The sequence below is a fragment of the Mesorhizobium calcicola genome, from assembly GCF_042682105.1.
GTDB lineage: Bacteria > Pseudomonadota > Alphaproteobacteria > Rhizobiales > Rhizobiaceae > Mesorhizobium > Mesorhizobium calcicola.
Window position 1 is genome coordinate 125,064 of the sequence record NZ_JBHUGY010000064.1, and the last position, 22,309, is coordinate 147,372.

A 22,309-nucleotide genomic window follows, 5' to 3' on the forward strand; every position below is an offset into this window, starting at 1 on the left:
ATGTCCCCTCAGACAGGCTGTCTCGGCGCATGACCCCGAAAATCGATTTTCGGACAGGGATCGTGCGTCAAACCACAGTATCACACCGTCCTTCGCGCGACCAAAGGACGCGCGGCGCTGTAGTCTGCATCAATATATAGGGGTTCGAAAAGTTCCATTTGGTACAAAAATGCCCGGGCGAGAGGCCCGGGCATTGGTCCAGTATGGCTGAAGCCGACTGGGATCAAGCTAAAGTGCGGCACGCCCCTGCAGGGCGCACCGGCAACTCAAATCGTCAGGCGTTATCGCCGCCTTCGAACTCGGTGTTCGGGTCGAAGAAGTTTTCCGGCCGAGCATTGTCGTTGATGTCGTCGCCGTAGATGGCTTCGGCGGTGGTCAGCGTCTCGCCCTTGGCCTGGCGTTCGGCCTCTTCGGCCGTGCGGGCGATGTTGAGTGTGATCGTGACCTCGACTTCCGGATGCAGCGCGATCGCCACATTGGTGAGGCCGATGGTCTTGATCGGCTGGTTGAGCAGGATCTGGTTGCGGTTGACCGTGAAACCTTCCGCCGTCAGCAGCTCGGCGATGTCGCGGGTCGAAACGGAACCGTAGAGCTGCCCGGTTTCACCAGCGGAGCGAACGGCGATGAAGCTCTTGCCGTCGAGCTTTTCGGCGACCTCGGTGGCTTCCGACTTGCGCTCGAGGTTGCGGGCTTCAAGCTGGGCGCGCTGGCCTTCGAACTTCTTCTTGTTGGCTTCGTTGGCGCGCAGCGCCTTGCCCTGCGGCAGCAGGAAATTACGGGCAAAGCCGTCCTTGACCTTGACGGTATCGCCCATCTGGCCGAGGCGGGAAACGCGTTCGAGAAGAATGACTTCCATGGTTTTGTTCCTTTGGTTGCACGCCAATCACCGGGATCGACGCCGAATATCTTGGGAACAGGTCAGGAAGCTTGGGCGCCTTGGCGCCGGTGTCGCTGTCCTGCCTGTTCAGGCAGTTAGAGGTTTGACCTCAACTCGGGATTTGAAAGCGATCCACACGGCGCCCGTCGCCGTGGGAAAGGAAGCGGGCGGCAAGCCGCCCGCTGGCTAGACCATGATCCCGAAAAGTGGATACCGGTTTTCGGAAAAGATCATGGTCAAATCAAAAGACCTTAGCGAACCACGTAGGGCAGCAGGCCGAGGAAGCGGGCGCGCTTGATCGCCTTGGCGAGTTCGCGCTGCTTCTTCTGGCTGACGGCGGTGATGCGCGACGGCACGATCTTGCCGCGCTCGGAAATGTAGCGCTGCAGGAGACGCACGTCCTTGTAGTCGATCTTGGGCGCGTTGGCGCCGGAGAACGGGCAGGTCTTGCGGCGGCGATGGAACGGGCGCCGGGTCGGGATCTGGTTGATGTCGACCATTATTCTGCACCCCCTTCAACGCCTTCGCGCGGACGGCGCGGACCACGATCGGCACCGGCGTCGCCAAACGAGCGCGGCGGACGATCGCCACGGTCGCCGCGATCACGGTCGCCGAACGAGCGCGGGCCACGATCGCCACGGTCGCGGTCGCCGAAGCCGCCGCGTTCCGAGCGCTCTTCGCGCTTCTGCATCATGGCCGACGGGCCTTCCTCATGCGCCTCGACCTTGACGGTCAGGAAACGCAGCACGTCTTCGGACAGGCCCATCTGGCGCTCCATCTCGTTGAGCGCGGCCGGCGGGCAGTTCAGGTCCATCAGCGTGTAGTAAGCCTTCCGGTTCTTGTTGACCCGGTAGGTGAGGGACTTCAGTCCCCAGTTCTCGACCCGGCCGACGGACCCGCCATTCGCGGAGATGACGCCCTTGTACTGTTCGACAAGCGCATCGACCTGCTGCTGCGAGAGGTCCTGCCGGGCAAGAAACACATGTTCGTAAAGAGCCATTATGTTCAGTGCCTTTCTTCGTTTCTCTCCCGGTTCCCGGCGGCAAAAGCCTCTGCAACTTCTCTGACCCGCAAACCCTCGAAGGGCACGGGGAAGAAAGGAGCATGACGAGACGGTCGAGAGCGGAGACACGGGAGGCGGAAGCGCTTCTGGCTTCACACGAAGGTTTTCGAAAAAACCTCCGGCCCTCCGTTCAGCCCCCAGCTGGGACCGGCAGATTGAGGGCGTCTATACAGCAATCCGCCCACAACGCAAGCGCAAGCGGCATTCTCTTGTGTCGCAGGGGCCGAAAAGCCCGGCAGCGACAACGGCCGGGCTTGGTGGTTTCCCGCAACCAGGTCTTAACCACGATGTCAGCTTGTGCGGAGTTGAAACCTCGCCGTCAACGGTCGGTTCATTGTGGGAGGCGCAGAAACCGGGACGGCCCGCACAAAAAGCGGCAAGCATTTCCCGGGGGGTAAGGATGCTTCTCAATAAGTTCTGGCGCTCGACGAGCGGCAATTTTACGCTTGTGCTGGGGCTGGGGTTGCCGGCCATCCTCACGGCTGTCGCCTTCGCGACCGATGTCTCCACCGTCATGCGGGCAAAGAGCAATCTGCAGAATGCGCTCGATGCGGCAAACCTTGCCTCTTCGCATCTCGGCGATCTCGACATCACCCGCAATGAAGCCTTCGACCGCTATTTCCAGGCCAACATCGCCGGCCATGGCGAACTCGGCAATGCGAAGGCGACGTTGACCGTCGACAGGGGCATCAATTTCGTCAAGACAAAGGCGGTTGCCTCGGCCGACGTCAATTTGAACTTCGCCTTCCTGTTCGGCAAGGACAAGCACATCGAGGTCGATGCCTCGGCCGTCGAATCGAACAACCAACTCGAAGTCGTGCTGGTGCTGGACAACACCGGCTCCATGGCCGGCGCGCGGATGACGGCGCTGAGGACGGCGACCAGTGCCTTGCTCGACACTCTCGAATCGGCAAAATCGCCGACGCGCCAGATTCGCGCCTCGCTGGTTCCGTTCGTCACGGCCGTCAACGTCGATGGCGATGAATTCGACCCGTCCTGGATCGACATGGACGGCAAGTCTTCCACCAACGGCGTCAATTTCCCGGTCATCGACGGCAAGCGTCCCAATCATATGGCGCTTTTCAAGCAGCTCAAGGAGACCGGATGGACCGAGGCCGGATGGAACGGCACCGGATGGAAAGGCTGTGTCGAGGCGCGGCCGGGCGCTTACAACATTTCCGACACCCCACCCGACCCGGACAAGCCCGACACGCTGTTCGTTCCGTATTTCGCGCCGGACGATCCGGAGGATGCCCAAAAGCCGTCTGGCTCCTATGGCAATGCGGCCAGATACTACAACAATTCCTATCTCGACGACGTCAGCGACAAGACCAAGGCCGCCAAGCTGAAAGGCAACCTTCTCGGCATCGATCTCAGCAGTCTGACCGACGCTGTGCCACCGGCAGACAAGAGTGCCAAGGAAAAGGTGGCCAAATACGTTGCGCCGGTCAAGGAGCTCATCACCGAGACGGGTTCCCCGATCACCGTCGGCCCGAACCGCGCTTGCCCGACCCCCGTCGTCCCTCTCACCGACGATTTCGACAAGCTGCGCAAGGCAGCAAGCGAGATGACCGAGTGGAACGGTTCGGGCACCAATGTCTCCGAAGGTCTGTCGTGGGGCATGCGGGTGCTGTCGCCTGCCGCGCCCTACACCGATGGAGCGCCGTGGAAGACGCCCGGTATCAGCAAGATCGTGCTGTTGCTCACCGACGGCGAGAACGTCGTCTATGGCGCCAGCGAACAGCCGACGAAGTCCGACTACACATCCTATGGCTATCTGGCGGGTGGCCGTTTCGGATCGGACGACCAGACCGCCGCGGCGCGCAATGTCGACGGCTGGACCAAAAGCGTTTGCACGCAATTGAAGAACCAGGGCGTGCAGATCTACACCATGGTGCTGCAATCCGACACCGCCGCCAACCGCGCGCTTTACAGCGCCTGCGCTTCGGATCCCAGCGACTATTATGCCGTCAACGATCCGACCAAGCTGCCGAACGTGTTCCAGCAGGTCGCCAACAAGTTCTCGAAGCTGCAATTGACGAATTGAAACCCATGGCCCGGGAGCGCCGGGCCGGTCCCGAACGGATCGGTTGGGTCAACTCGTATGGGCGACAACCCTGTCGACCGTTTCGGGGAAGAAATCGGGCGCCGCGAGGCGTTTACCGAACATCATGTCGTATTGCAGCAGGCGGAAATCGCGGATCGCCGGATCGATCTCCTTCTGCCGTGCCCAATCGGGCGTGGCCTCGCCAGCCGGCGTCAGCAACAGGTTGCGGTCGACGACCCGGTAGCGTTCGCGCATCTCGCCCAGGAAGCCGGTGTAGTAAGGATGGGTGATGCCGGCCGTGGTCAGGATATGATAGGGCAGGAACGCGGGGCTGACCGCACCCAGGTTCTCGACCGGACCGGAGTGGTTCGACCAGATGATCAGCGGCGTCTGATGATGTTCAAGGGCGGCTTCCGGCGTCGGTTCATTGCGCGGCGCGACATTGTCCTTCAGGAAGCCGGTTTCGACATAGACCGGTCCCAGCGGCGGCAGATGGTCGCCGAAGAAGGCGATCACAGTGGGGCGGGAGCGTTTCTTCGCCCATTCGACAAGGCGTTCAAGGCCGCGATCGGCGTCGGCTGAGCCCTCGGCGTAGCTGAGCAGCGATTCGCGCGCCCACTGGCTGATGGGTGCCTGCACCGCGTGTGTCGGATTGTAATAGCGGTTCGGCTCGTAGGGACCGTGGTTTTGCAGGCTGACGGCAAAGAAGAACACCGGGTCATCGCTGGCGTCGGCCTCGCTGATGATCTCATCGGTCATCGCCGCGTCGGATGCCAGCGGCCCGCGCTTTTGCATGGGCGGCAGCGTCTCTTCGGATTTGAAATCGTTGAAGCCGAAATCGGCATAGACCGCGCCACGGTTCCAGAACCAGTTGGTGCCGGGATGGATGGCGCGCGCCCGGTAACCCTGGCTCTTCAGGAAGGTTGCGAGCGAAGGCGTCGGCGTGCGCACATATTGCTGATAGGGGATGCTGCCGGCTGGCAGGAATGCGTTGGAAAAGCCGGTCAGCGCCTCGAATTCGATGTTGGCGGTCATGCCGCCGAATTCGGGCGAGAACATCGAGCCCGAGCGCAGCGCCCGCACATTGGGGATCGGGTCGGGCGTGATGCTGACGCCGGGCAGCTTCGTCGGATCCCAGAAGGATTCACTCATGACGATGATGATGTCGGGCTTCTCGGCTGGCACCGAGGCGGTCACATCCGAGCGGTCGATCGCCGCGATTGCCTTGTCGGAATAGCCCGGCGGCGCCGACACATGCGCCATCGGCACGTTGAGGGCAAAGGCCAGGGCAAAGCCGTTGGAGGCATAGTTTTCCTTCTGGTCCCACATGATCGGGATGATCTGCAGCCGGTCCCTTGTCCAGGAGAAGGTGGCGTAGTCCATGATCGAAACGAAGAAGGCGAGCAGCGGCACTGCCAGCGTCAGCCGGGCAAGGCGGCCCTTGCGGCTGAGCGCCGGAACCTTGCGGCGCCACAGCCGCCAGCCGTAGACGAGCAGCGACAGGCCGGTGACGATACCGACGACCATGGCAAGCGCGGTCATCGGCCGGTCGCGAACCAGGAGCGGCAGCAGCGCGAAGATCTGGCGGGCATAGAGGAAATCGGTGGGATAGAGCGGATCGCCGAGATAATGCGACTTCTGATGGCCGACGAAGGCCAGGGAAAGGGTCAACGGCGCGACGATCATCAGGCTCTGGTGGCTGCGGCCGAGCACGGCATCGAGGCCGATCAGGATCAGCGCAAACACGACGATGGTGGTCCAGCCCGGCTTGAGCGGCTGCAGGAAGAAGGAGATAGTGCCGGCAAAGTCGCCGCGCACGGTCAATTCGATGGCAAACACCAGGACGGCCGCGATTGCCAGGCTAATCAGCCCATAGCGCACGACCGGCCATCTCCTGCCCGGCAGATAGCCGGTGGACGGATCGTCTTCCAAGAACTGTGGCGCGGCCTTGCCGGCGCGTTTTGAACTCTTTGCCACCTTAACTTCCCCGCCCAGCGACAAACACGTCACTCGATTGTCATAGAACTGTCACGCAAAGCTAGCGCCTGTGGCGGAAATAAGAAGAGCCAGCAAACGAATCGTGAGCGGTTTTCATCAGGAGTGATCGCCAAAAAGCCTTTCGGAACAGGCACTCGGCCGGCGACGATGCCACCGGGCAGGGTCGAACTGGGCTTGACTTGACGGCCTGCCTTGCGTCACAGGCAAGAAAAACTCGACTATCAGGCAAGCAAAACCAGCCCTTGGGAGCCCTCGCATGGCCGTTGCATTCACCTTTCCTGGACAAGGCAGCCAGGCAGTCGGCATGGGCAAGGATCTCGCCGATGCCTTTCCCGAGGCGCGCGGGGTCTTCCAGGAAGTTGACGACGCGCTTGGCGAAAACCTGTCGGAGCTGATCTGGGAAGGGCCGGAAGAGACGTTGACGCTGACCGCCAACGCGCAGCCGGCGCTGATGGCGGTGTCGCTGGCCGCGATCAGGGCGCTGGAATCGCGCGGCTTCTCGCTGAAGGGCAAGGTCGCCTATGTTGCCGGCCATTCGCTGGGCGAATATTCGGCGCTCGCGGCCGCCGGCTTTGTTTCGGTTGCCGATGCCGCCCGGCTGCTGCGCATCCGGGGCAATGCCATGCAGGCGGCGGTGCCGGCCGGCGAGGGCGCGATGGCGGCGATCATCGGACTGGAACAGGCTGACGTCGAAGCCGCCTGCGCCGAGGCTGCCGAAGGGGCCGGCACGGACTCGGTTTGCCAGATCGCCAACGACAATGGCGGTGGCCAGCTGGTGATTTCCGGCGCCAAGGCGGCGGTCGAACTGGCAGCGAAACTCTGCACGGAAAAGGGCGCGAAGCGCGCGCTCATGCTGCAAGTCTCTGCGCCTTTCCATTCGGCGCTGATGGCGCCGGCCGCGAACGTCATGCGCGAAGCCCTGGCTGGCGTGACCAAGAATGTGCCGGCCGTCCCGGTCGTCTCCAACGTGTCGGTGACGCCCTCGATCGACCCCGACGAGATTGCGCGGCGGCTGGTTGAACAGGTTACCGGCCGCGTGCGCTGGCGCGAGACGGTGGAATGGTTCGGCGCAAACGGCATCACCACGCTTTACGAAATCGGCGCCGGCAAGGTGCTCTCGGGCCTGGCGCGGCGCATCAACCGCGACATCGCCACCGCGTCTGTGGGCGCCGCGGCTGAGGTCGAGACGGCGTTGGCGACGCTTGCTTAATCTCGTGCCATTTGACCCTGCCCGTGCAAAGGGTGTTCTCTTTTCAATCAGGAGACAAAAATGTTCGAATTGACTGGCCGCAAGGCACTCGTCACCGGCGCATCGGGGGGCATTGGCGAGGCGATCGCCAGGGTGCTGCATGCGCAAGGCGCCATCGTCGGCCTGCACGGCACCCGCGTCGAGAAACTGGAGGCGCTGGCCGCAGAGCTTGGTGACCGGGTCAAGTTGTTCCCGGCCAACCTGTCGAACCGCGACGAGGTCAAGGCGCTCGGCCAGAAGGCGGAGGCCGATCTCGAAGGCGTCGACATCCTGGTCAACAATGCCGGCATCACCAAGGACGGCCTGTTCGTGCGCATGTCTGACGCCGACTGGGACACCGTGCTCGAGGTCAATCTGACCGCCGTGTTCAGGCTGACCCGCGAACTCACCCATCCGATGATGCGCCGCCGCCACGGCCGCATCATCAACATCACCTCGGTGGTCGGCGTCACTGGCAATCCCGGCCAGACCAATTACTGCGCCTCCAAGGCCGGCATGATCGGTTTTTCCAAATCGCTGGCGCAGGAGATCGCCACCCGCAACATCACCGTCAACTGTGTCGCCCCAGGCTTCATCGAATCGGCGATGACCGGCAAGCTCAACGACAAGCAGAAGGAGGCGATCATGGCGGCGATCCCGACGCGCCGCATGGGCACCAGCGTTGAAGTCGCGTCCGCCGTTGCCTATCTCGCTTCTAACGAAGCCGCCTACGTCACCGGCCAGACCATCCATGTGAATGGCGGCATGGCGATGATTTGAACGCGGTCCGGCCGCGTTGTGGCCGGCTGTGAAAAGAGACCATTTCGGCTTGGACCTCAGCTATTTTTCGTGTAATGCGGCCCGCAACCCGGCGGTTCGGGCAAAAACCGGTTCGTAGCCGTTGCGTTTCCGGCAGGACCATCTTTCAGCTTGATTAGCGGCATTCTGCCCGCTAACGAAGACAGACAAACAAAAGACGAGGATGCCCCAAATGAGTGACACCGCAGAGCGCGTCAAGAAGATCGTCATCGAGCACCTTGGCGTCGATGCCGACAAAGTGACGGAGCAGGCGAGCTTCATCGATGATCTGGGCGCCGACAGCCTCGACACGGTCGAACTCGTCATGGCGTTTGAAGAAGAATTCGGCGTCGAGATTCCCGACGATGCGGCCGAGACCATCCTGACCGTCGGCGATGCGGTGAAGTATATCGACAAGGCATCCGCCTGACGCTTTCCGAAGTCATCACCGGGGAGGACCTGCGATGAGGCGTGTCGTCGTCACGGGCCTTGGGTTGCTGTCGCCGTTCGGCATGGGCTTCGAGCACAGCTGGAAGGAACTTCTGACCGGCCGCAGCGCAGCCAAGCGCATTACCGAGTTCGAGGTGGAGGATCTTGCTTGCAAGGTCGCCCACGTCATTCCACGTGGTGACGGCAGCAACGCCACCTTCAATCCCGAGGCCGTGCTCGAGCCGAAGGAATTGCGCAAGATCGGCGACTTCATCCTGTACGGGATTGCCGCCGCCGACGAAGCGCTGAAGGATTCCGGCTGGGAGCCCAAGAGCCATGCCGAGCAGTGCGCCACCGGCGTGCTGATCGGCTCCGGCATCGGCGGCATCGAAGGCATCGCCGAGAACGCGATGATCCTCAGGGAACGCGGCCCGCGCCGCATCAGCCCTTTCTTCATCCCGGGCCAGATCATCAATCTGGTCTCCGGACAGGTTTCGATCCGGCACGGGCTGAAAGGCCCGAACCATGCCGTCGTCACGGCCTGTTCGACCGGCGCGCACGCCATTGGCGACGCTGCCCGGTTGATCATGTGGGGCGATGCCGACGTCATGGTCGCTGGTGGCGCCGAAGCGCCGGTGACGCGGCTGTCGATCGCCGGCTTCGCCGCATGCCGGGCGCTGTCGACCGATCGCAACGATGCGCCGCAAACTGCGTCGCGCCCCTATGACCGCGACCGCGACGGCTTCGTCATGGGCGAGGGCGCCGGCGTCGTCGTGCTCGAAGAACTCGAACATGCCAAGGCGCGCAGCGCGAAGATTTACGCAGAGGTGACCGGTTACGGTCTCACCGGTGACGCCTACCACATCACCGCGCCCGCTGAAGACGGCGACGGCGCCTTCCGCTGCATGACGGCGGCGTTGAACCGGGCCAAGCTGACGCCCGCCGATGTCGACTACATCAACGCGCACGGCACCTCGACCATGGCCGACACCATCGAGCTCGGCGCCGTCGAGCGGCTTGTCGGCAATGCCGCGTCGAAGATTTCGATGTCGTCGACCAAGTCGTCGATCGGCCATCTGCTGGGGGCGGCGGGTGCTGCCGAAGCGATCTTTTCGATCCTAGCCATTCGCGACAACGTCGCGCCGGCAACCATCAACCTCGACAACCCGGAGCGCGAAACCGCGATCGACCTGGTGCCCAACAAACCGCGCGCTCGGCAGATCGACGTTGCGCTGTCCAATTCCTTCGGCTTTGGCGGCACCAACGCTTCGCTCGTCTTCCAACGCTACAATGGCTGATCGTCCGGTTGCCGGGCGACGATCTGGCGTGCCGTCAATTTTGCCATATTCGCCCCTACTCTGCCGCTGGGGATTCGTTGGGCGATCAAACGGTAGGGCGAAATGAACACAAATCCGGCAGACAACGGAGAATTCGGGCAGCGTCCGGCATCGGGTCCCATCGTGCCGAAGACGGCCAGCGAGGCCTTGCGCCCGGAGGCCGGCACACCGCCGCCGAAGCGCTCGCGCGCGTCGCGCAGCCAGATCGTCGTGTTCATGAACTTCGTCATCTCTTTGGTGATGCTGATGGTTCTGACGGCGGGCGTCGCGCTCTATTTCGGCAAGCAGGCATTCACTGAAGCTGGCCCCTCGGCCAATGGCGACACCTTCCTGGTCAAGCCGAATACCGGCGTCCAGGATATTGCCGACCAGCTCGAACGCCGCGGGCTGATCAGCGACGCCCGTGTCTTCCGCCTCGGCGTGCGCGCCTTCGGCAATGATTCGGCGCTGAAGGCCGGCGAGTACGAGATCAAGCCCAGGGCTTCCATGCGCGACATCATGGAGCTTTTGAAAAGCGGCAAGTCGGTGATGTATTCGCTGACCGTTCCTGAAGGGCTGACGGTCGAGCAGGCGCTGCAGCGCATCGCCGACGAGCCTGCCTTGAGCGGCGATATGCCGGCGACCACTCCTCCCGAGGGCAGCCTCGCCACCGACACGCTGCGCTTCACCCGCGGCGCGACGCGCCAGCAGATGGTCGACAAGCTGCTGGCGGATCAGAAGAAGCTGGTCGACGATGTCTGGCAGCGGCGCGCGCCCGATCTGCCGCTGGCCAATGTCGAAGAGTTCGTCACGCTGGCCTCGATCGTCGAGAAGGAAACGGGCAAGGGCGACGAGCGTTCGCGGGTTGCCGCCGTTTTCTTGAACCGGCTGGCCAAGGGCATGCGCCTGCAGTCCGACCCGACCATCATCTACGGTCTGTTCGGCGGCAAGGGCAAGCCGGCGGACCGGCCGATCTACCAGTCGGACATCCAGAAGCAGACGCCCTACAACACCTATATGATCAACGGCCTGCCACCGACGCCGATCGCCAATCCGGGTCGGGCGGCGCTGGAGGCGGTGGCCAATCCATCGAAGACCGACGATCTTTACTTCGTCGCCGATGGTACCGGCGGGCATGTCTTTGCCGCGACGCTGGAAGAGCACAATGAGAACGTCGCCCGCTATCGCGCGTTGCAGAAGAAGCAGGCTGATGACGCCGCCAAGGCCGCCGGCGCCACCGATGCCAGCGACAGCAATGCCGACAAGCCGGCTGACAGTGGCGACGGTGATACGGGCACTGCCCAGTAGGACGGAGAAAGGCGTTGCCTGCCAGGCGACGCCCTTTGCAAGAGCGCCGCGCGTCCGATTTCGACGCACCCGCGGCGCAATCATTTTTAAGCCGCACTTGCCCTTCTCCGGAAAACCGGCTTCGGGGCGATGTGCCAGGGACTTGTGGGCAATATGAATTTGCAGAGCATGACCGGTTTTGCACGTGCCGTCGCCGATCATGAAGGCACCGCGATCGCCTGGGAGGTCAAGTCCGTCAACGGCAAGAGCGTCGAGGTGCGGCTGCGATTGCCGCAAGGCTTCGAGCGGCTGGAACCGGCCGTCAGGCAGACGCTTCAGAAGCGTTTTGCGCGCGGTAATTTCCAGGCGACGCTGACCATCGGCCGGGCTGCCGGCGCGCAGGCGCAGCCCATCGTCAACGAAGCCTTCCTGAAGGACCTGGCGGGACTCGCCAAGCGGTTGCAGGAGCAGTTCGGTGTCGCCGCCGCGACAGCAGACGGACTGCTTTCGCTGCGCGGCGTGCTCGATATTCCCGAAACGGTCGAAACCGAAGAGGTGCGCACGGCACTCGACATCGCGATCACGGCCGCGCTCGAGGTGGCCCTCAAAGGACTGGAACAGGCGAGACAGGGCGAAGGTGCCGCACTGGCTTTGCTGCTGGCGGGCCATATCGACGCTATCGAGGCGCTGACGCTGCGGGCCGAGGCGGATCCGTCACGCGAGACAGGCGCGATCCGCGAACGCCTCGCCGAGCAGGTCAGGCTTTTGATGGACGCTTCCGCCAATCTGGACGCCGGCCGGCTGCACATGGAGGCGGCTTTCCTGGCCACCAAAGCCGATATTCGCGAAGAGATCGACCGCCTGAAAACGCATGTTGCGTCTGGTCGGGCACTCCTTGAGGGTGGCGGCGCGGTCGGCCGCAAGCTCGATTTTCTGGCACAGGAATTTAACCGCGAATCGAATACGCTGTGCTCGAAGTCGAACGCCGCTACGGTCACCGCGATCGGGCTTGAGCTGAAGGCCGTGGTCGACCAGTTTCGTGAACAGATCCAGAATCTGGAGTAGCCAATGGTTGCCAAGGATTTAGGGTCCCGCATTCGCCGCCGGGGCCTGATGCTCGTCCTGTCGTCGCCCTCCGGCGCCGGCAAGTCGACGATCGCGCGCAACCTTCTGGAAAGCGATTCCAGCCTTGAACTGTCGGTCTCGGTCACCACCAGGCCACGCCGCGGCAGCGAGATCGAAGGTGTCCACTACCATTTCCGGACGATGCGCGATTTCGAGCGACTGCGCGATTCCGACGCCCTGCTCGAATGGGCCGAAGTGCACGGCAATTGCTACGCGACACCGCGCGAGCCGGCCGAACTGGCGCTGGCTCAAGGACGCGACATGCTGTTCGACATCGACTGGCAAGGTGCACAGCAGCTCAAGGAGAAGATGCGCGCCGACATTGTCTCGATTTTCATCCTGCCGCCGTCGATGAAGGAATTGAAGGCGCGGCTGAAGCGCCGCGCCGAAGATCAGGAGGCGGTGATCGAGACGCGGCTGAAGAACGCCCGTAACGAGATCGAGCACTGGAAGGAGTATGATTTTGTCATCGTCAATGACGATCTCGATCGCGCCTTCGCCGAAGTGCGCGGCATCGTCGTCGCCGAGCGGCTAAGACGCGATCGCCGGCCCGGCCTGTTCGATTTCGTCTCGGGACTGTTGGACGAGAAGACGGACTGAGGCCTCGTCTTCCTTCTCCCACTAGATGAAGGAAGAGGCGGCACTACACAGTGTTGGTCAGGCGTACGAATTCCTCGACGCTGAGTGTTTCGGCGCGGCGTGTCGGATCGATGCCGGCGCGTTCGAGCAAGGCTTCGCCGCCGAGGCTTTTCACGCTCTGCCGCAGCATCTTGCGGCGTTGACCGAAGGCGGCTTCGGTGACGCGGCCGAGTTTCTTCACATCGGCGGGCAGGGGTGTCGCGCGCGGCTCCAGGTGCACCACCGAAGACGTGACCTTGGGCGGCGGCGTGAACGCCTGTGGCGGCACGTCGAAGGCGATCCTGGCCTGCGTGCGCCAGCCGGCCAGCACCCCAAGCCGGCCATAGGCATCGCTGCCGGGTGTGGCGACGATGCGTTGCGCCACCTCGCGCTGGAACATCAGCGTCATCGAGGCGTAGAAGGGCGGCCATTCGGTGACCGTCAACCAGCGGATCAGGAGTTCGGTGCCGATATTGTAGGGCAGGTTGGCGACGATCTTTACCGGCTTTCCGTTCCCATCCGCTTCGCGGGCCAGTGCCGCAAAGTCCGTTTTCAGCGCATCGCCGGCGATGATCTCCAGCCGGCCCGGATAGTGATCCGACACCTCGGCCAGCGCCGCCAGGCAACGCTCGTCGCGTTCGATGGCGATGACGCGGCGAGCGCCATGCAACAACAGTGCGCGGGTCAATCCGCCGGGGCCCGGTCCCACCTCGATCACGGTGGTGTTTGTCAGGTCGCCCGCGGCACGTGCAACCTTGCCGGTCAAATTGAGGTCGAGCAGAAAGTTCTGGCCGAGCGCTTTTTTCGCCTGCAACTCATGGCGCTCGATGACGTCGCGCAGCGGCGGCAAACCGTCGATGCTCATGCGCGCAGGCTCCGGCAGGAAGCGCTCATGCGGCCGCGGCCTTTGTGTCGGTGTCGGCCAATCGTCTGGCAAGCTTCAGCGCCGCCATCAGGCTGTCGGGCCGCGCCACGCCCTTGCCGGCGATGTCGAAGGCGGTGCCGTGGTCGGGCGAGGTGCGGATGAAGGGCAGGCCGAGCGTGACATTGACCGCCTCGTCGAAGGCCAGCGCCTTGGCCGGGATCAGCGCCTGGTCGTGATACATGCACAGCGCTGCGTCATAGCCGGCCCTTGCCCGGGCGTGGAACAATGTGTCGGCGGGCAAGGGGCCGAAGGCGTCGATGCCTTCGGCTCGCAGGATGTCGACAGCCGGGCGCACGATCTGCTCATCCTCGAGGCCCATGGCGCCGCCTTCACCTGCATGCGGATTGAGCCCGGCAATGGCCAGCCGCGGCCTGGCGATGCCGAAGCGGCGGGCGAGGTCGGCGGCGGTGATGCGCGCGGTGGCGACGATCAATTCCGTGGTCAGCGCCTTCGGCACCTCCGCCAGCGCAATGTGGATGGTGACGGGGACGGTGCGCAGATCGGGGCCAGCCAGCATCATCACCGGCATCGCCTCGACGCCGCTGTGTCGGGCTGCCAGGTGCGCCAGATATTCGGTGTGGCCGGGAAAGCTGAAGCCGGCATCGTAGAGCGGCTTCTTGGCGATCGGGCATGTAACGACGGCTGAAGCCTCGCCGGCAAGGCAGTCGGCGACGGCGCGGTCGATGGCTTCGATGGTGGCGGCCGCATTAGCCGGGTCCGGTCGGCCGGGGCTGTCGATGCAGCGAGCTGCCAGCGGAACGATCGGCAGGGCGAGGGCGAACACTTGCGCCGCTTGCGCGGGCGTCGTTTCGACAACCGGCAGCGAAATGCCGAGGAGGCGCGCCCGGGAGGCAATCAGCTCCGGATCGGCGAGCAGATAGAAGGGAGGCAAGGCGGCGGCCTCGCGCGCCATGAAGGCGGCGATGGCAATCTCCGGCCCGATGCCAGACGGATCGCCGGCGCTCAGCGCGAGCGCAATCATTGTGCTGCCCACGTCAGCGCTTAACGATACGGGCTTTCGCCTTCAGCTCGTCGACGTATTTCTTGCTGAGCTCGTCGGCGTTCTTGTCGCCGGAGCCTTCGCTCTGGAACACCATCTGGGCCACCTTGTCGTCGGACACTTCGCGCGACGAGCAGATGCCGATGAATTCGACGCCGCGCTCGGTCTCACGCGTGACGGTGGCGCCGCCGACCTTGGTAGCCTTGATCTGCTCGGCCCAGTCCGGCGGCAGTTGCGGCGCCAATACCCGGCCCAGATCACGAACGGTGACGTCGATCAGCCCTTTGGCGAATTCGCGCGTCGTGTTGCAGCCGTTGAAGCGGGCGCGCATGGCGTCGGCCTCGCGCTTGCGCTTGGCCAGCGTCGAGCTGCGCTCGGCCGCCGGCACCACGAAAATGACCTGCTGAAGCATGTACTCAGTGGCGCTCGGCTTGGAGCCGCCTTTTTCGAGCATCTTCCTGACAAGGTCCTGTTCGCTGACCGCGCCGGTGCCGTCGCCCGAACGGTAACGCGCGCTCAAGGCCTGGTTCCAGGCCATCTGGGCGCGGATGAATTCTTTGAAGTGGCCCTTGCTGACGCCTGACTTCTCCATGACGCCGTCGAGCTGGCTGAGCTGCATCTTGTTGGTCGAGGCAAAGCGCTGGTAGGCGGCCTCGACCTGCGCGTCGCTGACGCGGATACCGAGCCGCTTGGCCTCGGCCAGGCGCAGCGTTTGGTCGATCATTTCCTGGGCGGCATCGCCCTTCTTGCGCTGCAGCTTCAGGAAGGCGGCGCGATGCGCGATGTCGCCGGTGGTGACCGGAATGTCGTTGACGACGTATTTGATCTCGCTGGCGAAAGCCGGTGGCGTCATCACGGTGATCGACACGGACGTCGCCGCCACAAGCAGCGCGAACCCTGCTGAAAAGAGGTATTTCCTCATCGTTGGCATCCCAATTCTATCCCGGTTCCGCCCAATTTATCTTTCCCGGGTGCGCGAAACCCGTGCCAGCCCTATGCGGCGAAACGATGTCGCCGACTGTTACTGGGTGGCGAAGGCACTGCTCGATGAGCCGAAGTCACCGAGGGTGCGGAACGACAGGTTGAAACCGATGCTCTGCGACACCTCTCGGGTGTTCAGGTCGCGCGACTGCGAGTAGCTCATCAAATAGGTGAAGCAGGAATCACTGTAGGCGAAGCCGACGCCGTCTCTGACCAGCAAGCTTTGCTGCAAATCGTAGGTTCCGGACCCGAAGACGCGCCAGTTCTCGGCTAGCTGCGTCGACGCACCAAGCGATACCTCGTGGCGGTCGGTCGTGAACCCGTAAAGCGGCTGTGCCTGGATGAAGGCGTATCTGGCGGTCAGCGACACCGGCAGGCCGGTATAGGCGGCCTTTAGCTCGGCTCGGCGCACCTCGAAGCTCTGTTCGTCGAAACGACCGCTGACCGAGGCCGCGAATCCGTTGGGACTGTTGAAGCCAAACAGGCCGACATAGTCCGACTTGGTGGTGTCGAGACCCGAATGGGCGCCGACATTGACCAGGTCAGGTGCTGCGAAGGAATTCTCGCCGCCGATCTGATAGGATTGGCCGAAAATGGCATTGGTGCCCCAGCCATTGTTGTAGGAGCCGGAATAGCGCAGGCCGACATTGGCGCGCGAACCGCCTTCGACCCGGTCGTAACCGGAGAACTTGTCGCGTTCGAACAGCGTGGTCGCGTCGAAGACCATGCTTTGCGCGTCTTCGTTGGGGACGGCGAGACCGCCGACATATTGCTCGTTCGGGCGCATGAAGACCTGCGCCATCGGCTCGAACACATGGTTCGAATTGGCACTCGAAAACAGCACGGGCCAACGCATTTCGAGCCCGGCGGTTGCCATGTAACGGGCAAACGACGAGCGCGTATCGGCCTGCTGGCCCAGATTCGTTGCCATCTGGTTGACGGCGTTGAGCGAAGCCGACGATGCGTTGACGTAGTCGACGTCGCCCTGCAGCGCAAGCAATGGCGTCAGCACCAGCCCGTCGTCGGTGATGAAGCTTCGTTTCCACTCGGCCTCGGCGGTGAGACGTCCGGATTGGCCTTCGATGCCGCGGACACGCTCGGTCGCAACTGCCGGATTTACGATCGGGTTTATAACCCTAAAGGTTTGATCGAGAGCGTCGCGGCTGATGACTCGCGAGTTGACGTTGAGTGACAGTTGGCCGCCAGCCACCGACACGTCGGGAATATAGGCATAGTCGAGCGACGGCAGCACCCAGGGCTGCTTGCCGCTTCGTGCCGAGGCATAGCTGTTTGGGGTATTTTCCTGCACTTCGAAGTGCATGGCGCGCAGGTCGAAATAGTTGCGGCCATTGAGACCCGTCAGGTAAACCGACGACTGGTGGACGCTGGCACTATACTTGTCGATGTTGTAGGTGTTCGAGAAGTTCTTGTCGGTCTGCAGCAGCACATCCCAGCCGAAATCCCAACGCGGATTGATGGCGAACTGGCCCTGGGTGCCCATCATGCCGCGGAACTTGTTCGCATCGCCAACTCCGCCCGAATTGATGTTGTGGCCAGAGGTCGGGGGGAACGCACTTCCGTCCAGGAAGGCGTCAGGATCCTGCTGGTGAATACCGGCGATCTTCAGACTGTACTGGCCATTGTTGAAGCGCTGGCGCCACTCCGCTTCACCGAGGAAGCCCTGCTTGGTGTAGCCGGTGCCGATGACGGTCAGGTCGTAGGTCGGTGACAATGCGAGATAATAGGGAACCTTCACGCCGACGCCGAGATCGCTCTTGTAGACGATGCTGGGGATCAGGAAGCCGCTCTTGCGCTTCACGGTCGGGTCGGCGATCTCGAACGCAGGCAGATAGGCAAGCGGGAAGCCGAAGAACTCAAAATTCGCATTCTCGAAGCGAACCGTCTTCTTCTCGCCGTTCCAGATGATCTTCCTGGCCTTGACGCGCCATGTCGGTGCCTTGTCGGGCTTGTCCTCGCATGGTTCGCAGGCGGTGTAGACGCCATTGTGGAACGTGGTCAGCACGCCGCCCATGCGCTCGGCGCTTTCGGCGGCGAAATAGGCCTTGTCGATGGTTTCGACCCGCAGCGCGTTGACGAAGCCGTCGGCGAAATCATCGGTGATGTCGATATGATCCGAATTGATCTTGGTGCCGTCGCTGTTGATCACTTCGACATTGCCGCTCGCGACCATCCGCTTGGTATTGCGGTTGTATTCGACCCGCTGGGCGACAAGGCGATTGCCGCCATAGTCGATCTGCACGCCACCGACTGCTGTCACCGTCTGATTGTCGTTGTTGTAGACCAGCGTGTCGGCGGCCAGCAGCATCTGCGAGCCGGACGGAACTGTCGCCGCCATGTCGCCGACGTCCTGCGCAAGCGCGGGCATCGGCACGGCGTAGGCAAGCACGCACGCCAAGGCGCTGGCCGCATAGAGGCGCGCCAAACCGGCCTGCCTGTTGCTGGGCAAAAACGCCTCCCTCACTAGCCGTCTTCCTTGTATAGCAGGAAAGTCACCCCGAAGAACATAGCCACCACGACCGGTACCCAGGCGGCTACGACAGTCGGCACGAACCCCGCCACGCCGAATGCCTTCACCAGCACCGAAACGACATAAAGCAGAAACCCGGCGACGATGCCACCCAGAATCATCGTTGCCGACTGCCCCATCCTAGCAAATCGCATTGAAACTGTTGCCGCAATCAGCGTCATGGCGACGAGAAGGAACGGCAACGCCACCAGCGAATCAAACTGCATGGCAAAGGCATTTGCCTTGAGGCCGAAGGAACGGGCAACCTCGATCTTTCCGGGCAGATCGTAGAAGGGGATGGTTTCGGGGCGCGCCAGCCGCTCCTGCACGAATTCTGGCTTCAGATTGGTCGGCACGCGATCGCTTGCCGATGCCTGGATCGTGCCGTCGCGAAACGTCTTGACGTCCTGCAAATCCCAATAGCCGTCGCGCAGGAAGGCGCGCGCGGCGTCCTTGCGCTCGACGATGTCGCCTTGCGGGTCGAGCATGAAGAAGACGACATCGGCCATCTCGAGGCCCTGGTTGAGGATGGCCCGTGCGCCGATGATGGTGTCCCCGGAACTGGTTTTCTGCCGGATCCAGGGGGCGGCATCGGCCGAAACCGTGTTCGATTTGCCGGAGCGCAGCTCGGTTTCGATCTGCTCGGACCAGGAAAAGGCGTGCGCGGCGAGCGGATTGATGACGCCGACCGACAGGACGCCGAACAGCAACGCCCCGATGCAGCACGGCAACAGGAATTGCCAGGCGGAAACGCCGGCGGAACGCGCGATGACCAGCTCGTAGCGCCGGTTGAGCGACACCAGCGTCGCCATTGCAGAGAACAGGCCGACAAACGGTACCGTCTGCAGCATAATCATCGGCATCCGCAGCGCGGAAATGGCCACTGCCGTCCCGTAGGTGAAGCCGGGCAGGCCGGTGGTGCGGCCGGAGAGCTCGGTGAAATCGATCAGGAACACCAGCGCCAGGAGGCCGATGAAGAACCAGATGGTGATCGTCACGTAACGGAAGAAGAAATAGCGGCCCAGCGTCCAGCCCATCAGCTGACCCCTTGCCCTGAAGTGCCGCGCCCGGACAAACGCAGTTTCAGCGCGTTCCAGCTGTCACCGACACGGGTGGCGAAGTTTGTCATCCAGTCCGCCCAGGCCACCGGCAGTTCCATGGTCCGGTTGGAGACGATGAACCAGATCGCCACCGCCGAAGCCACAATGGGCACGCCATAGACCATATAGGCATATTGCGGGATCTCATCGGCCTTGCTGGCGGCAAAGAAGCCCAGCCAGCGCACGAACAGCGATACCGAAATCGCCGTGATCAGCGGATTGACGCGTGCCTCGCGGTGCGAGCGCGCGTCCCCGGCGACCGCGAGCGCGATCAGTGCGAAGACCATGGAATAGGTCCATTCCGAAAACCGCTGGTTGAGCTCGGCCCGGTATTCAATGGGGATTTGCTGGTAATTCTTGTCGTTGGGGTTTGGATTGAGCAGGTACTGGGTCGTCTGGTCCTTCGGCAGCAGAGTCACCTCCGAAGCCGCGGCCATGAAGGCCGACATGTCGAAGGCATAGGATGTGAACCGGATGAGCGACAGGTCGCCGGTCAGCGTTTTGCGATGGATGACGCCGTCATTCATCATCAGCACCTTTTCGCCGCCGCGTTCGATGATGTTGCCGGTCTTGGCGTAGTAGACGAGGTTGACCCCTTCTTCGCGCGAATCCGCGACGAAGATGCCGCCCAGCCGATTGTCGGGAAGCCGCTCGCCGATCTGCAGGAACAGCCCGTCCTCGATCTTGCGGAACGTGCCTTCCTGGATGATCAGCGACAACAGATCCGCGTGCGACGCCGCCACCAGGGCGCGGTTTTTCTGCCGTGCATAGGGGTCGATGCCGTTGTCGACGGCAAAGGAAAAGACGCTTGCCGCGAGTGCCAGAAGCATGATCGGCCGCACGATCGTCCAACGCGAGGCGCCCGCGGCGTTGACGACGGCGAGCTCCGAATCCGAATTCATGACGCTGAGTGTCTGTGCGACCGCCACCACCAGCGCAAAGGGCACGACGATCGGGATGATCGAGGGAAGGATGAGAGCGGCGACCTCGAAGAAGGTCAGCGACGACTGGCCGCTGTCGGTGACCAGATCGATCTTGGCCAGCACCTGCGTCGTCCACACGATGGCCAGCGTCCACACAAGTGCGGCCAGGAAGACCACGAAAGCGCGGCGCATGATGTAGCGTTCAATGACCTTCATGAAGGCTTTTCTCGATTTTCTCGAACGGCATCATGCCACCGCACAAGGGTAGCTGTCCGGCGGCGCCTGCACAACTGGCTCCATGGATGGTCGATCCGGTTCTCGTCCCATGTCACGCGCCCCGGCGGGCCGGAGTGTCGGCGGCAATGGATAAGAAAGGGCAAACATCGATGGTTAACAACAGGTTGCGGCAAAAAGCGGGGCCGTGCCGCGAAGAATCGCCATCGATTCCGTTGGTCATATGGGGTGCGAATTTGGCAAAGTCTTGCCAAATGCCGGAAAACGACCAAATGTCGCGCATCGCTTCGAACCACTTCCCCAAAAGCTACGCATTTTCCGAAAGCAGGACCTGATGAGCCAAAGACCGTCGATCGCCTTCGCCAAATTTTCCGCACCCAAGACGGGCATGGTCTTCTTGCTGTCGGCGGATGAGGGCGGCCTGAGCGATGCCGCCAAGGCTTGTGATCCTGGCAGGACATTGGAGCGGGCCTTCCCGGTGGCCGAGTTCACCGGCAAGTTCGCCAGCGCCGTCGAGGTTCTGGCGCCGGAAGGAACGTCGCTCGACAGGCTGGTTGCGATCGGCGCCGGCAAGGTGTCGGGGCTCGACGAATATGCGTGGCTGAAGCTTGGCGCAACCATTGCCGCGTCGCTGCGCAAGGCGACCGACGTGGCCGTGGTCCTCGAAATGGCCGGCGCCTCGCCGAGCGGCAAGGACGCGGCTAGCCTGGCGGCAGGCATTCTCCTGCGCAGCTATTCCTTCGACAAATACAAGACCCGGAAGGACAAGGACGACGCCGAGCCGAAAAAGCCGGTCAAGGTCACCATCCACACCACCGCCCCGGCCGCTGCGAAAAAGGCCTTTGCCGACGCCGAGGCGGTGATCGACGGCGTGCTTCTGGCGCGCGACCTCGTCAACGAACCGGCAAACATGCTTGGGCCGGTTGAGTTCGCCGCCCGCGCCAAGGAACTCGAAGCGCTCGGCGTCAAGGTCGAGATCCTGGCCGAGAAGGAGATGAAGAAGCTCGGCATGGGCTCGCTGCTCGGTGTCGCCCAAGGCTCGCCGCGCGGTGCCCGCATGGCGATCATGCAGTGGAACGGCGGCAAACCAAAGGACAGCCCGGTTGCCTTCGTCGGCAAAGGCGTCACTTTCGACACCGGCGGCAATTCGATGAAGCCGGCCTCCGGCATGGAGGACATGAAGGGCGACATGGGCGGTGCCGCCGCTGTCACCGGTCTGATGCATGCACTGGCCGCGCGCAAGGCGAAGGCCAATGTCGTCGGCATCATCGGTCTGGTCGAAAACGCCGTCGACGGCCATGCCCAGCGCCCAGGCGACATCGTCACCTCGATGTCTGGCCAGACCATCGAAGTGCTCAACACCGACGCGGAAGGGCGCCTCGTGCTGGCCGACGCGCTGTGGTACTGCAACGACCGCTTCCAGCCGAAATTCATGGTCAACCTGGCGACGCTGACCGGCGCCATCATGGTGGCGCTCGGCCAGCACTATGCCGGCCTGTTTTCGAACAATGACGACTTGGCGCTAAGGCTGACGGCGGCGGGGCAGGCGACGCAGGAGCGGTTGTGGCGCATGCCGCTCGGCGCCGAGTACGACAAGCTGATCGATTCCAAGAACGCCGATATGAAGAACATCGGCGGCCGCTATGGCGGCGCCATCATTGCCGCGCAATTCCTGCAGCGCTTCGTCAAGGAGACGCCATGGGCGCATCTCGACATTGCCGGCACGGCGATGGGCTCGCCGTCGAACGAGATCAACCAGTCCTGGGGTTCCGGTTTCGGCGTCAGGCTGCTCGATCGGCTGGTGCGAGACAATTATGAGCAGTGAGCGGGTTC

At 62.9% G+C, this 22,309-nt stretch carries 21 protein-coding genes; 9 read left to right on the forward strand and 12 right to left on the reverse strand.

From position 1 onward, the window contains the following. Window positions 1-274 precede the first annotated feature (274 nt). The 3 genes from rplI to rpsF all read right to left on the reverse strand — a co-directional run bounded on the left by rplI (window position 275) and on the right by rpsF (window position 1,877). On the reverse strand, window positions 275-856 hold the full coding sequence (rplI, locus tag ACFSQT_RS33580) for a 50S ribosomal protein L9 (RefSeq protein ID WP_379026149.1): 582 nt from the start codon (window positions 854-856) through the stop codon (window positions 275-277). A 272-nt stretch (window positions 857-1,128) separates the two neighbouring features. Continuing rightward, entirely contained in the window at window positions 1,129-1,377 is a 249-nt protein-coding gene (gene rpsR / locus ACFSQT_RS33585) for a 30S ribosomal protein S18 (RefSeq protein WP_006203718.1), read from the reverse strand. Continuing rightward, window positions 1,377-1,877, reverse strand: a complete 501-nt coding sequence (gene rpsF, locus ACFSQT_RS33590) for a 30S ribosomal protein S6 (RefSeq protein WP_379026151.1) — start codon at window positions 1,875-1,877, stop codon at window positions 1,377-1,379. The genes rpsR and rpsF overlap by 1 nt, the downstream gene beginning before the upstream one ends. Before the next feature lie 463 nt (window positions 1,878-2,340). Between rpsF and ACFSQT_RS33595 the strand changes: the two genes are divergently transcribed. Beyond that, window positions 2,341-3,987: a pilus assembly protein TadG-related protein gene (locus ACFSQT_RS33595; RefSeq protein ID WP_379026153.1), complete on the forward strand. Its 1,647-nt coding sequence runs from the start codon at window positions 2,341-2,343 to the stop codon at window positions 3,985-3,987. A 48-nt stretch (window positions 3,988-4,035) separates the two neighbouring features. Here ACFSQT_RS33595 and ACFSQT_RS33600 read toward each other — a convergent pair whose 3' ends face one another. Further along, window positions 4,036-5,988, reverse strand: coding sequence for an LTA synthase family protein (locus tag ACFSQT_RS33600; RefSeq protein ID WP_379026284.1), 1,953 nt, complete (start codon window positions 5,986-5,988; stop codon window positions 4,036-4,038). Window positions 5,989-6,241: 253 nt separating this feature from the next. Here ACFSQT_RS33600 and fabD point away from each other — a divergent pair, with 253 nt between their 5' ends. From fabD to fabF, 4 genes are all read left to right on the forward strand, one after another. Further along, window positions 6,242-7,195 carry an ACP S-malonyltransferase gene (fabD, locus tag ACFSQT_RS33605; RefSeq protein WP_379026155.1) on the forward strand — a complete coding sequence of 318 codons (954 nt, stop codon included), beginning with the start codon at window positions 6,242-6,244 and terminating at the stop codon, window positions 7,193-7,195. Window positions 7,196-7,255: 60 nt separating this feature from the next. Next, entirely contained in the window at window positions 7,256-7,993 is a 738-nt protein-coding gene (gene fabG / locus ACFSQT_RS33610) for a 3-oxoacyl-[acyl-carrier-protein] reductase (RefSeq protein ID WP_352829971.1), read from the forward strand. A 211-nt stretch (window positions 7,994-8,204) separates the two neighbouring features. Beyond that, complete coding sequence (locus tag ACFSQT_RS33615; RefSeq protein WP_006203723.1) at window positions 8,205-8,441, forward strand: acyl carrier protein; 237 nt, start codon at window positions 8,205-8,207, stop codon at window positions 8,439-8,441. 34 nt (window positions 8,442-8,475) lie between these two features. After that, on the forward strand, window positions 8,476-9,738 hold the full coding sequence (gene fabF / locus ACFSQT_RS33620) for a beta-ketoacyl-ACP synthase II (protein ID WP_379026158.1): 1,263 nt from the start codon (window positions 8,476-8,478) through the stop codon (window positions 9,736-9,738). On the opposite strand, the gene ACFSQT_RS33625 is transcribed toward fabF, so the two are convergent. Beyond that, a complete protein-coding gene (locus tag ACFSQT_RS33625) occupies window positions 9,726-9,995 on the reverse strand; it encodes a hypothetical protein (protein WP_379026160.1) in 270 nt (89 codons plus the stop codon). The two genes, fabF and ACFSQT_RS33625, sit on opposite strands and share 13 nt — an antisense overlap. Here ACFSQT_RS33625 and mltG point away from each other — a divergent pair. The 3 genes from mltG (at window position 9,994) to gmk (ending at window position 12,768) form a co-directional block, all read left to right on the forward strand. After that, window positions 9,994-11,064 (forward strand): endolytic transglycosylase MltG, encoded by a 1,071-nt coding sequence (mltG, locus tag ACFSQT_RS33630; protein WP_379026162.1) that lies wholly within the window; start codon window positions 9,994-9,996, stop codon window positions 11,062-11,064. The genes ACFSQT_RS33625 and mltG overlap by 2 nt on opposite strands. A gap of 153 nt (window positions 11,065-11,217) precedes the next feature. Then, window positions 11,218-12,108, forward strand: coding sequence for a YicC/YloC family endoribonuclease (locus ACFSQT_RS33635; RefSeq protein WP_379026164.1), 891 nt, complete (start codon window positions 11,218-11,220; stop codon window positions 12,106-12,108). Between the two features lie 3 nt (window positions 12,109-12,111). Further along, window positions 12,112-12,768: a guanylate kinase gene (gene gmk / locus ACFSQT_RS33640; RefSeq protein WP_091577205.1), complete on the forward strand. Its 657-nt coding sequence runs from the start codon at window positions 12,112-12,114 to the stop codon at window positions 12,766-12,768. Between the two features lie 43 nt (window positions 12,769-12,811). Here the strand turns inward: gmk and rsmA are convergent, their stop codons facing one another. From rsmA to ACFSQT_RS33675, 7 genes are all read right to left on the reverse strand, one after another. Beyond that, window positions 12,812-13,651 (reverse strand): 16S rRNA (adenine(1518)-N(6)/adenine(1519)-N(6))-dimethyltransferase RsmA, encoded by an 840-nt coding sequence (gene rsmA, locus ACFSQT_RS33645; protein ID WP_379026166.1) that lies wholly within the window; start codon window positions 13,649-13,651, stop codon window positions 12,812-12,814. 25 nt (window positions 13,652-13,676) lie between these two features. Further along, entirely contained in the window at window positions 13,677-14,693 is a 1,017-nt protein-coding gene (pdxA, locus tag ACFSQT_RS33650) for a 4-hydroxythreonine-4-phosphate dehydrogenase PdxA (RefSeq protein ID WP_379026168.1), read from the reverse strand. Window positions 14,694-14,706: 13 nt separating this feature from the next. After that, a complete protein-coding gene (locus ACFSQT_RS33655) occupies window positions 14,707-15,642 on the reverse strand; it encodes a peptidylprolyl isomerase (protein WP_379026170.1) in 936 nt (311 codons plus the stop codon). 90 nt (window positions 15,643-15,732) lie between these two features. Then, on the reverse strand, window positions 15,733-18,174 hold the full coding sequence (locus tag ACFSQT_RS33660) for an LPS-assembly protein LptD (RefSeq protein ID WP_379026172.1): 2,442 nt from the start codon (window positions 18,172-18,174) through the stop codon (window positions 15,733-15,735). After that, entirely contained in the window at window positions 18,174-19,259 is a 1,086-nt protein-coding gene (gene lptG, locus ACFSQT_RS33665; RefSeq protein WP_379026286.1) for an LPS export ABC transporter permease LptG, read from the reverse strand. Before lptG ends, ACFSQT_RS33660 begins: the two co-directional genes overlap by 1 nt. Next, entirely contained in the window at window positions 19,256-20,458 is a 1,203-nt protein-coding gene (lptF, locus tag ACFSQT_RS33670; protein ID WP_379026174.1) for an LPS export ABC transporter permease LptF, read from the reverse strand. Before lptF ends, lptG begins: the two co-directional genes overlap by 4 nt. 112 nt (window positions 20,459-20,570) lie before the next feature. Next, entirely contained in the window at window positions 20,571-20,780 is a 210-nt protein-coding gene (locus tag ACFSQT_RS33675; protein WP_379026176.1) for a hypothetical protein, read from the reverse strand. A 30-nt stretch (window positions 20,781-20,810) separates the two neighbouring features. Here ACFSQT_RS33675 and ACFSQT_RS33680 point away from each other — a divergent pair, with 30 nt between their 5' ends. Beyond that, window positions 20,811-22,301 (forward strand): leucyl aminopeptidase, encoded by a 1,491-nt coding sequence (locus ACFSQT_RS33680; RefSeq protein ID WP_379026178.1) that lies wholly within the window; start codon window positions 20,811-20,813, stop codon window positions 22,299-22,301. The last annotated feature ends 8 nt before the right edge of the window (window positions 22,302-22,309 follow it).

Bases quoted from the DNA above. Each gene is read 5' to 3' on its own strand.
- rplI (WP_379026149.1), bottom strand. From the start codon at position 856: ATGGAAGTCATTCTTCTCGAACGCGTTTCCCGCCTCGGCCAGATGGGC.
- rpsR (WP_006203718.1), bottom strand. From the start codon at position 1,377: ATGGTCGACATCAACCAGATCCCGACCCGGCGCCCGTTCCATCGCCGC.
- rpsF (WP_379026151.1), bottom strand. From the start codon at position 1,877: ATGGCTCTTTACGAACATGTGTTTCTTGCCCGGCAGGACCTCTCGCAG.
- ACFSQT_RS33595 (WP_379026153.1), top strand. From the start codon at position 2,341: ATGCTTCTCAATAAGTTCTGGCGCTCGACGAGCGGCAATTTTACGCTT.
- fabD (WP_379026155.1), top strand. From the start codon at position 6,242: ATGGCCGTTGCATTCACCTTTCCTGGACAAGGCAGCCAGGCAGTCGGC.
- fabG (WP_352829971.1), top strand. From the start codon at position 7,256: ATGTTCGAATTGACTGGCCGCAAGGCACTCGTCACCGGCGCATCGGGG.
- ACFSQT_RS33615 (WP_006203723.1), top strand. From the start codon at position 8,205: ATGAGTGACACCGCAGAGCGCGTCAAGAAGATCGTCATCGAGCACCTT.
- fabF (WP_379026158.1), top strand. From the start codon at position 8,476: ATGAGGCGTGTCGTCGTCACGGGCCTTGGGTTGCTGTCGCCGTTCGGC.
- mltG (WP_379026162.1), top strand. From the start codon at position 9,994: ATGAACTTCGTCATCTCTTTGGTGATGCTGATGGTTCTGACGGCGGGC.
- ACFSQT_RS33625 (WP_379026160.1), bottom strand. From the start codon at position 9,995: ATGAACACGACGATCTGGCTGCGCGACGCGCGCGAGCGCTTCGGCGGC.
- ACFSQT_RS33635 (WP_379026164.1), top strand. From the start codon at position 11,218: ATGAATTTGCAGAGCATGACCGGTTTTGCACGTGCCGTCGCCGATCAT.
- gmk (WP_091577205.1), top strand. From the start codon at position 12,112: ATGGTTGCCAAGGATTTAGGGTCCCGCATTCGCCGCCGGGGCCTGATG.
- rsmA (WP_379026166.1), bottom strand. From the start codon at position 13,651: ATGAGCATCGACGGTTTGCCGCCGCTGCGCGACGTCATCGAGCGCCAT.
- pdxA (WP_379026168.1), bottom strand. From the start codon at position 14,693: ATGATTGCGCTCGCGCTGAGCGCCGGCGATCCGTCTGGCATCGGGCCG.
- ACFSQT_RS33655 (WP_379026170.1), bottom strand. From the start codon at position 15,642: ATGCCAACGATGAGGAAATACCTCTTTTCAGCAGGGTTCGCGCTGCTT.
- lptF (WP_379026174.1), bottom strand. From the start codon at position 20,458: ATGAAGGTCATTGAACGCTACATCATGCGCCGCGCTTTCGTGGTCTTC.
- ACFSQT_RS33680 (WP_379026178.1), top strand. From the start codon at position 20,811: ATGAGCCAAAGACCGTCGATCGCCTTCGCCAAATTTTCCGCACCCAAG.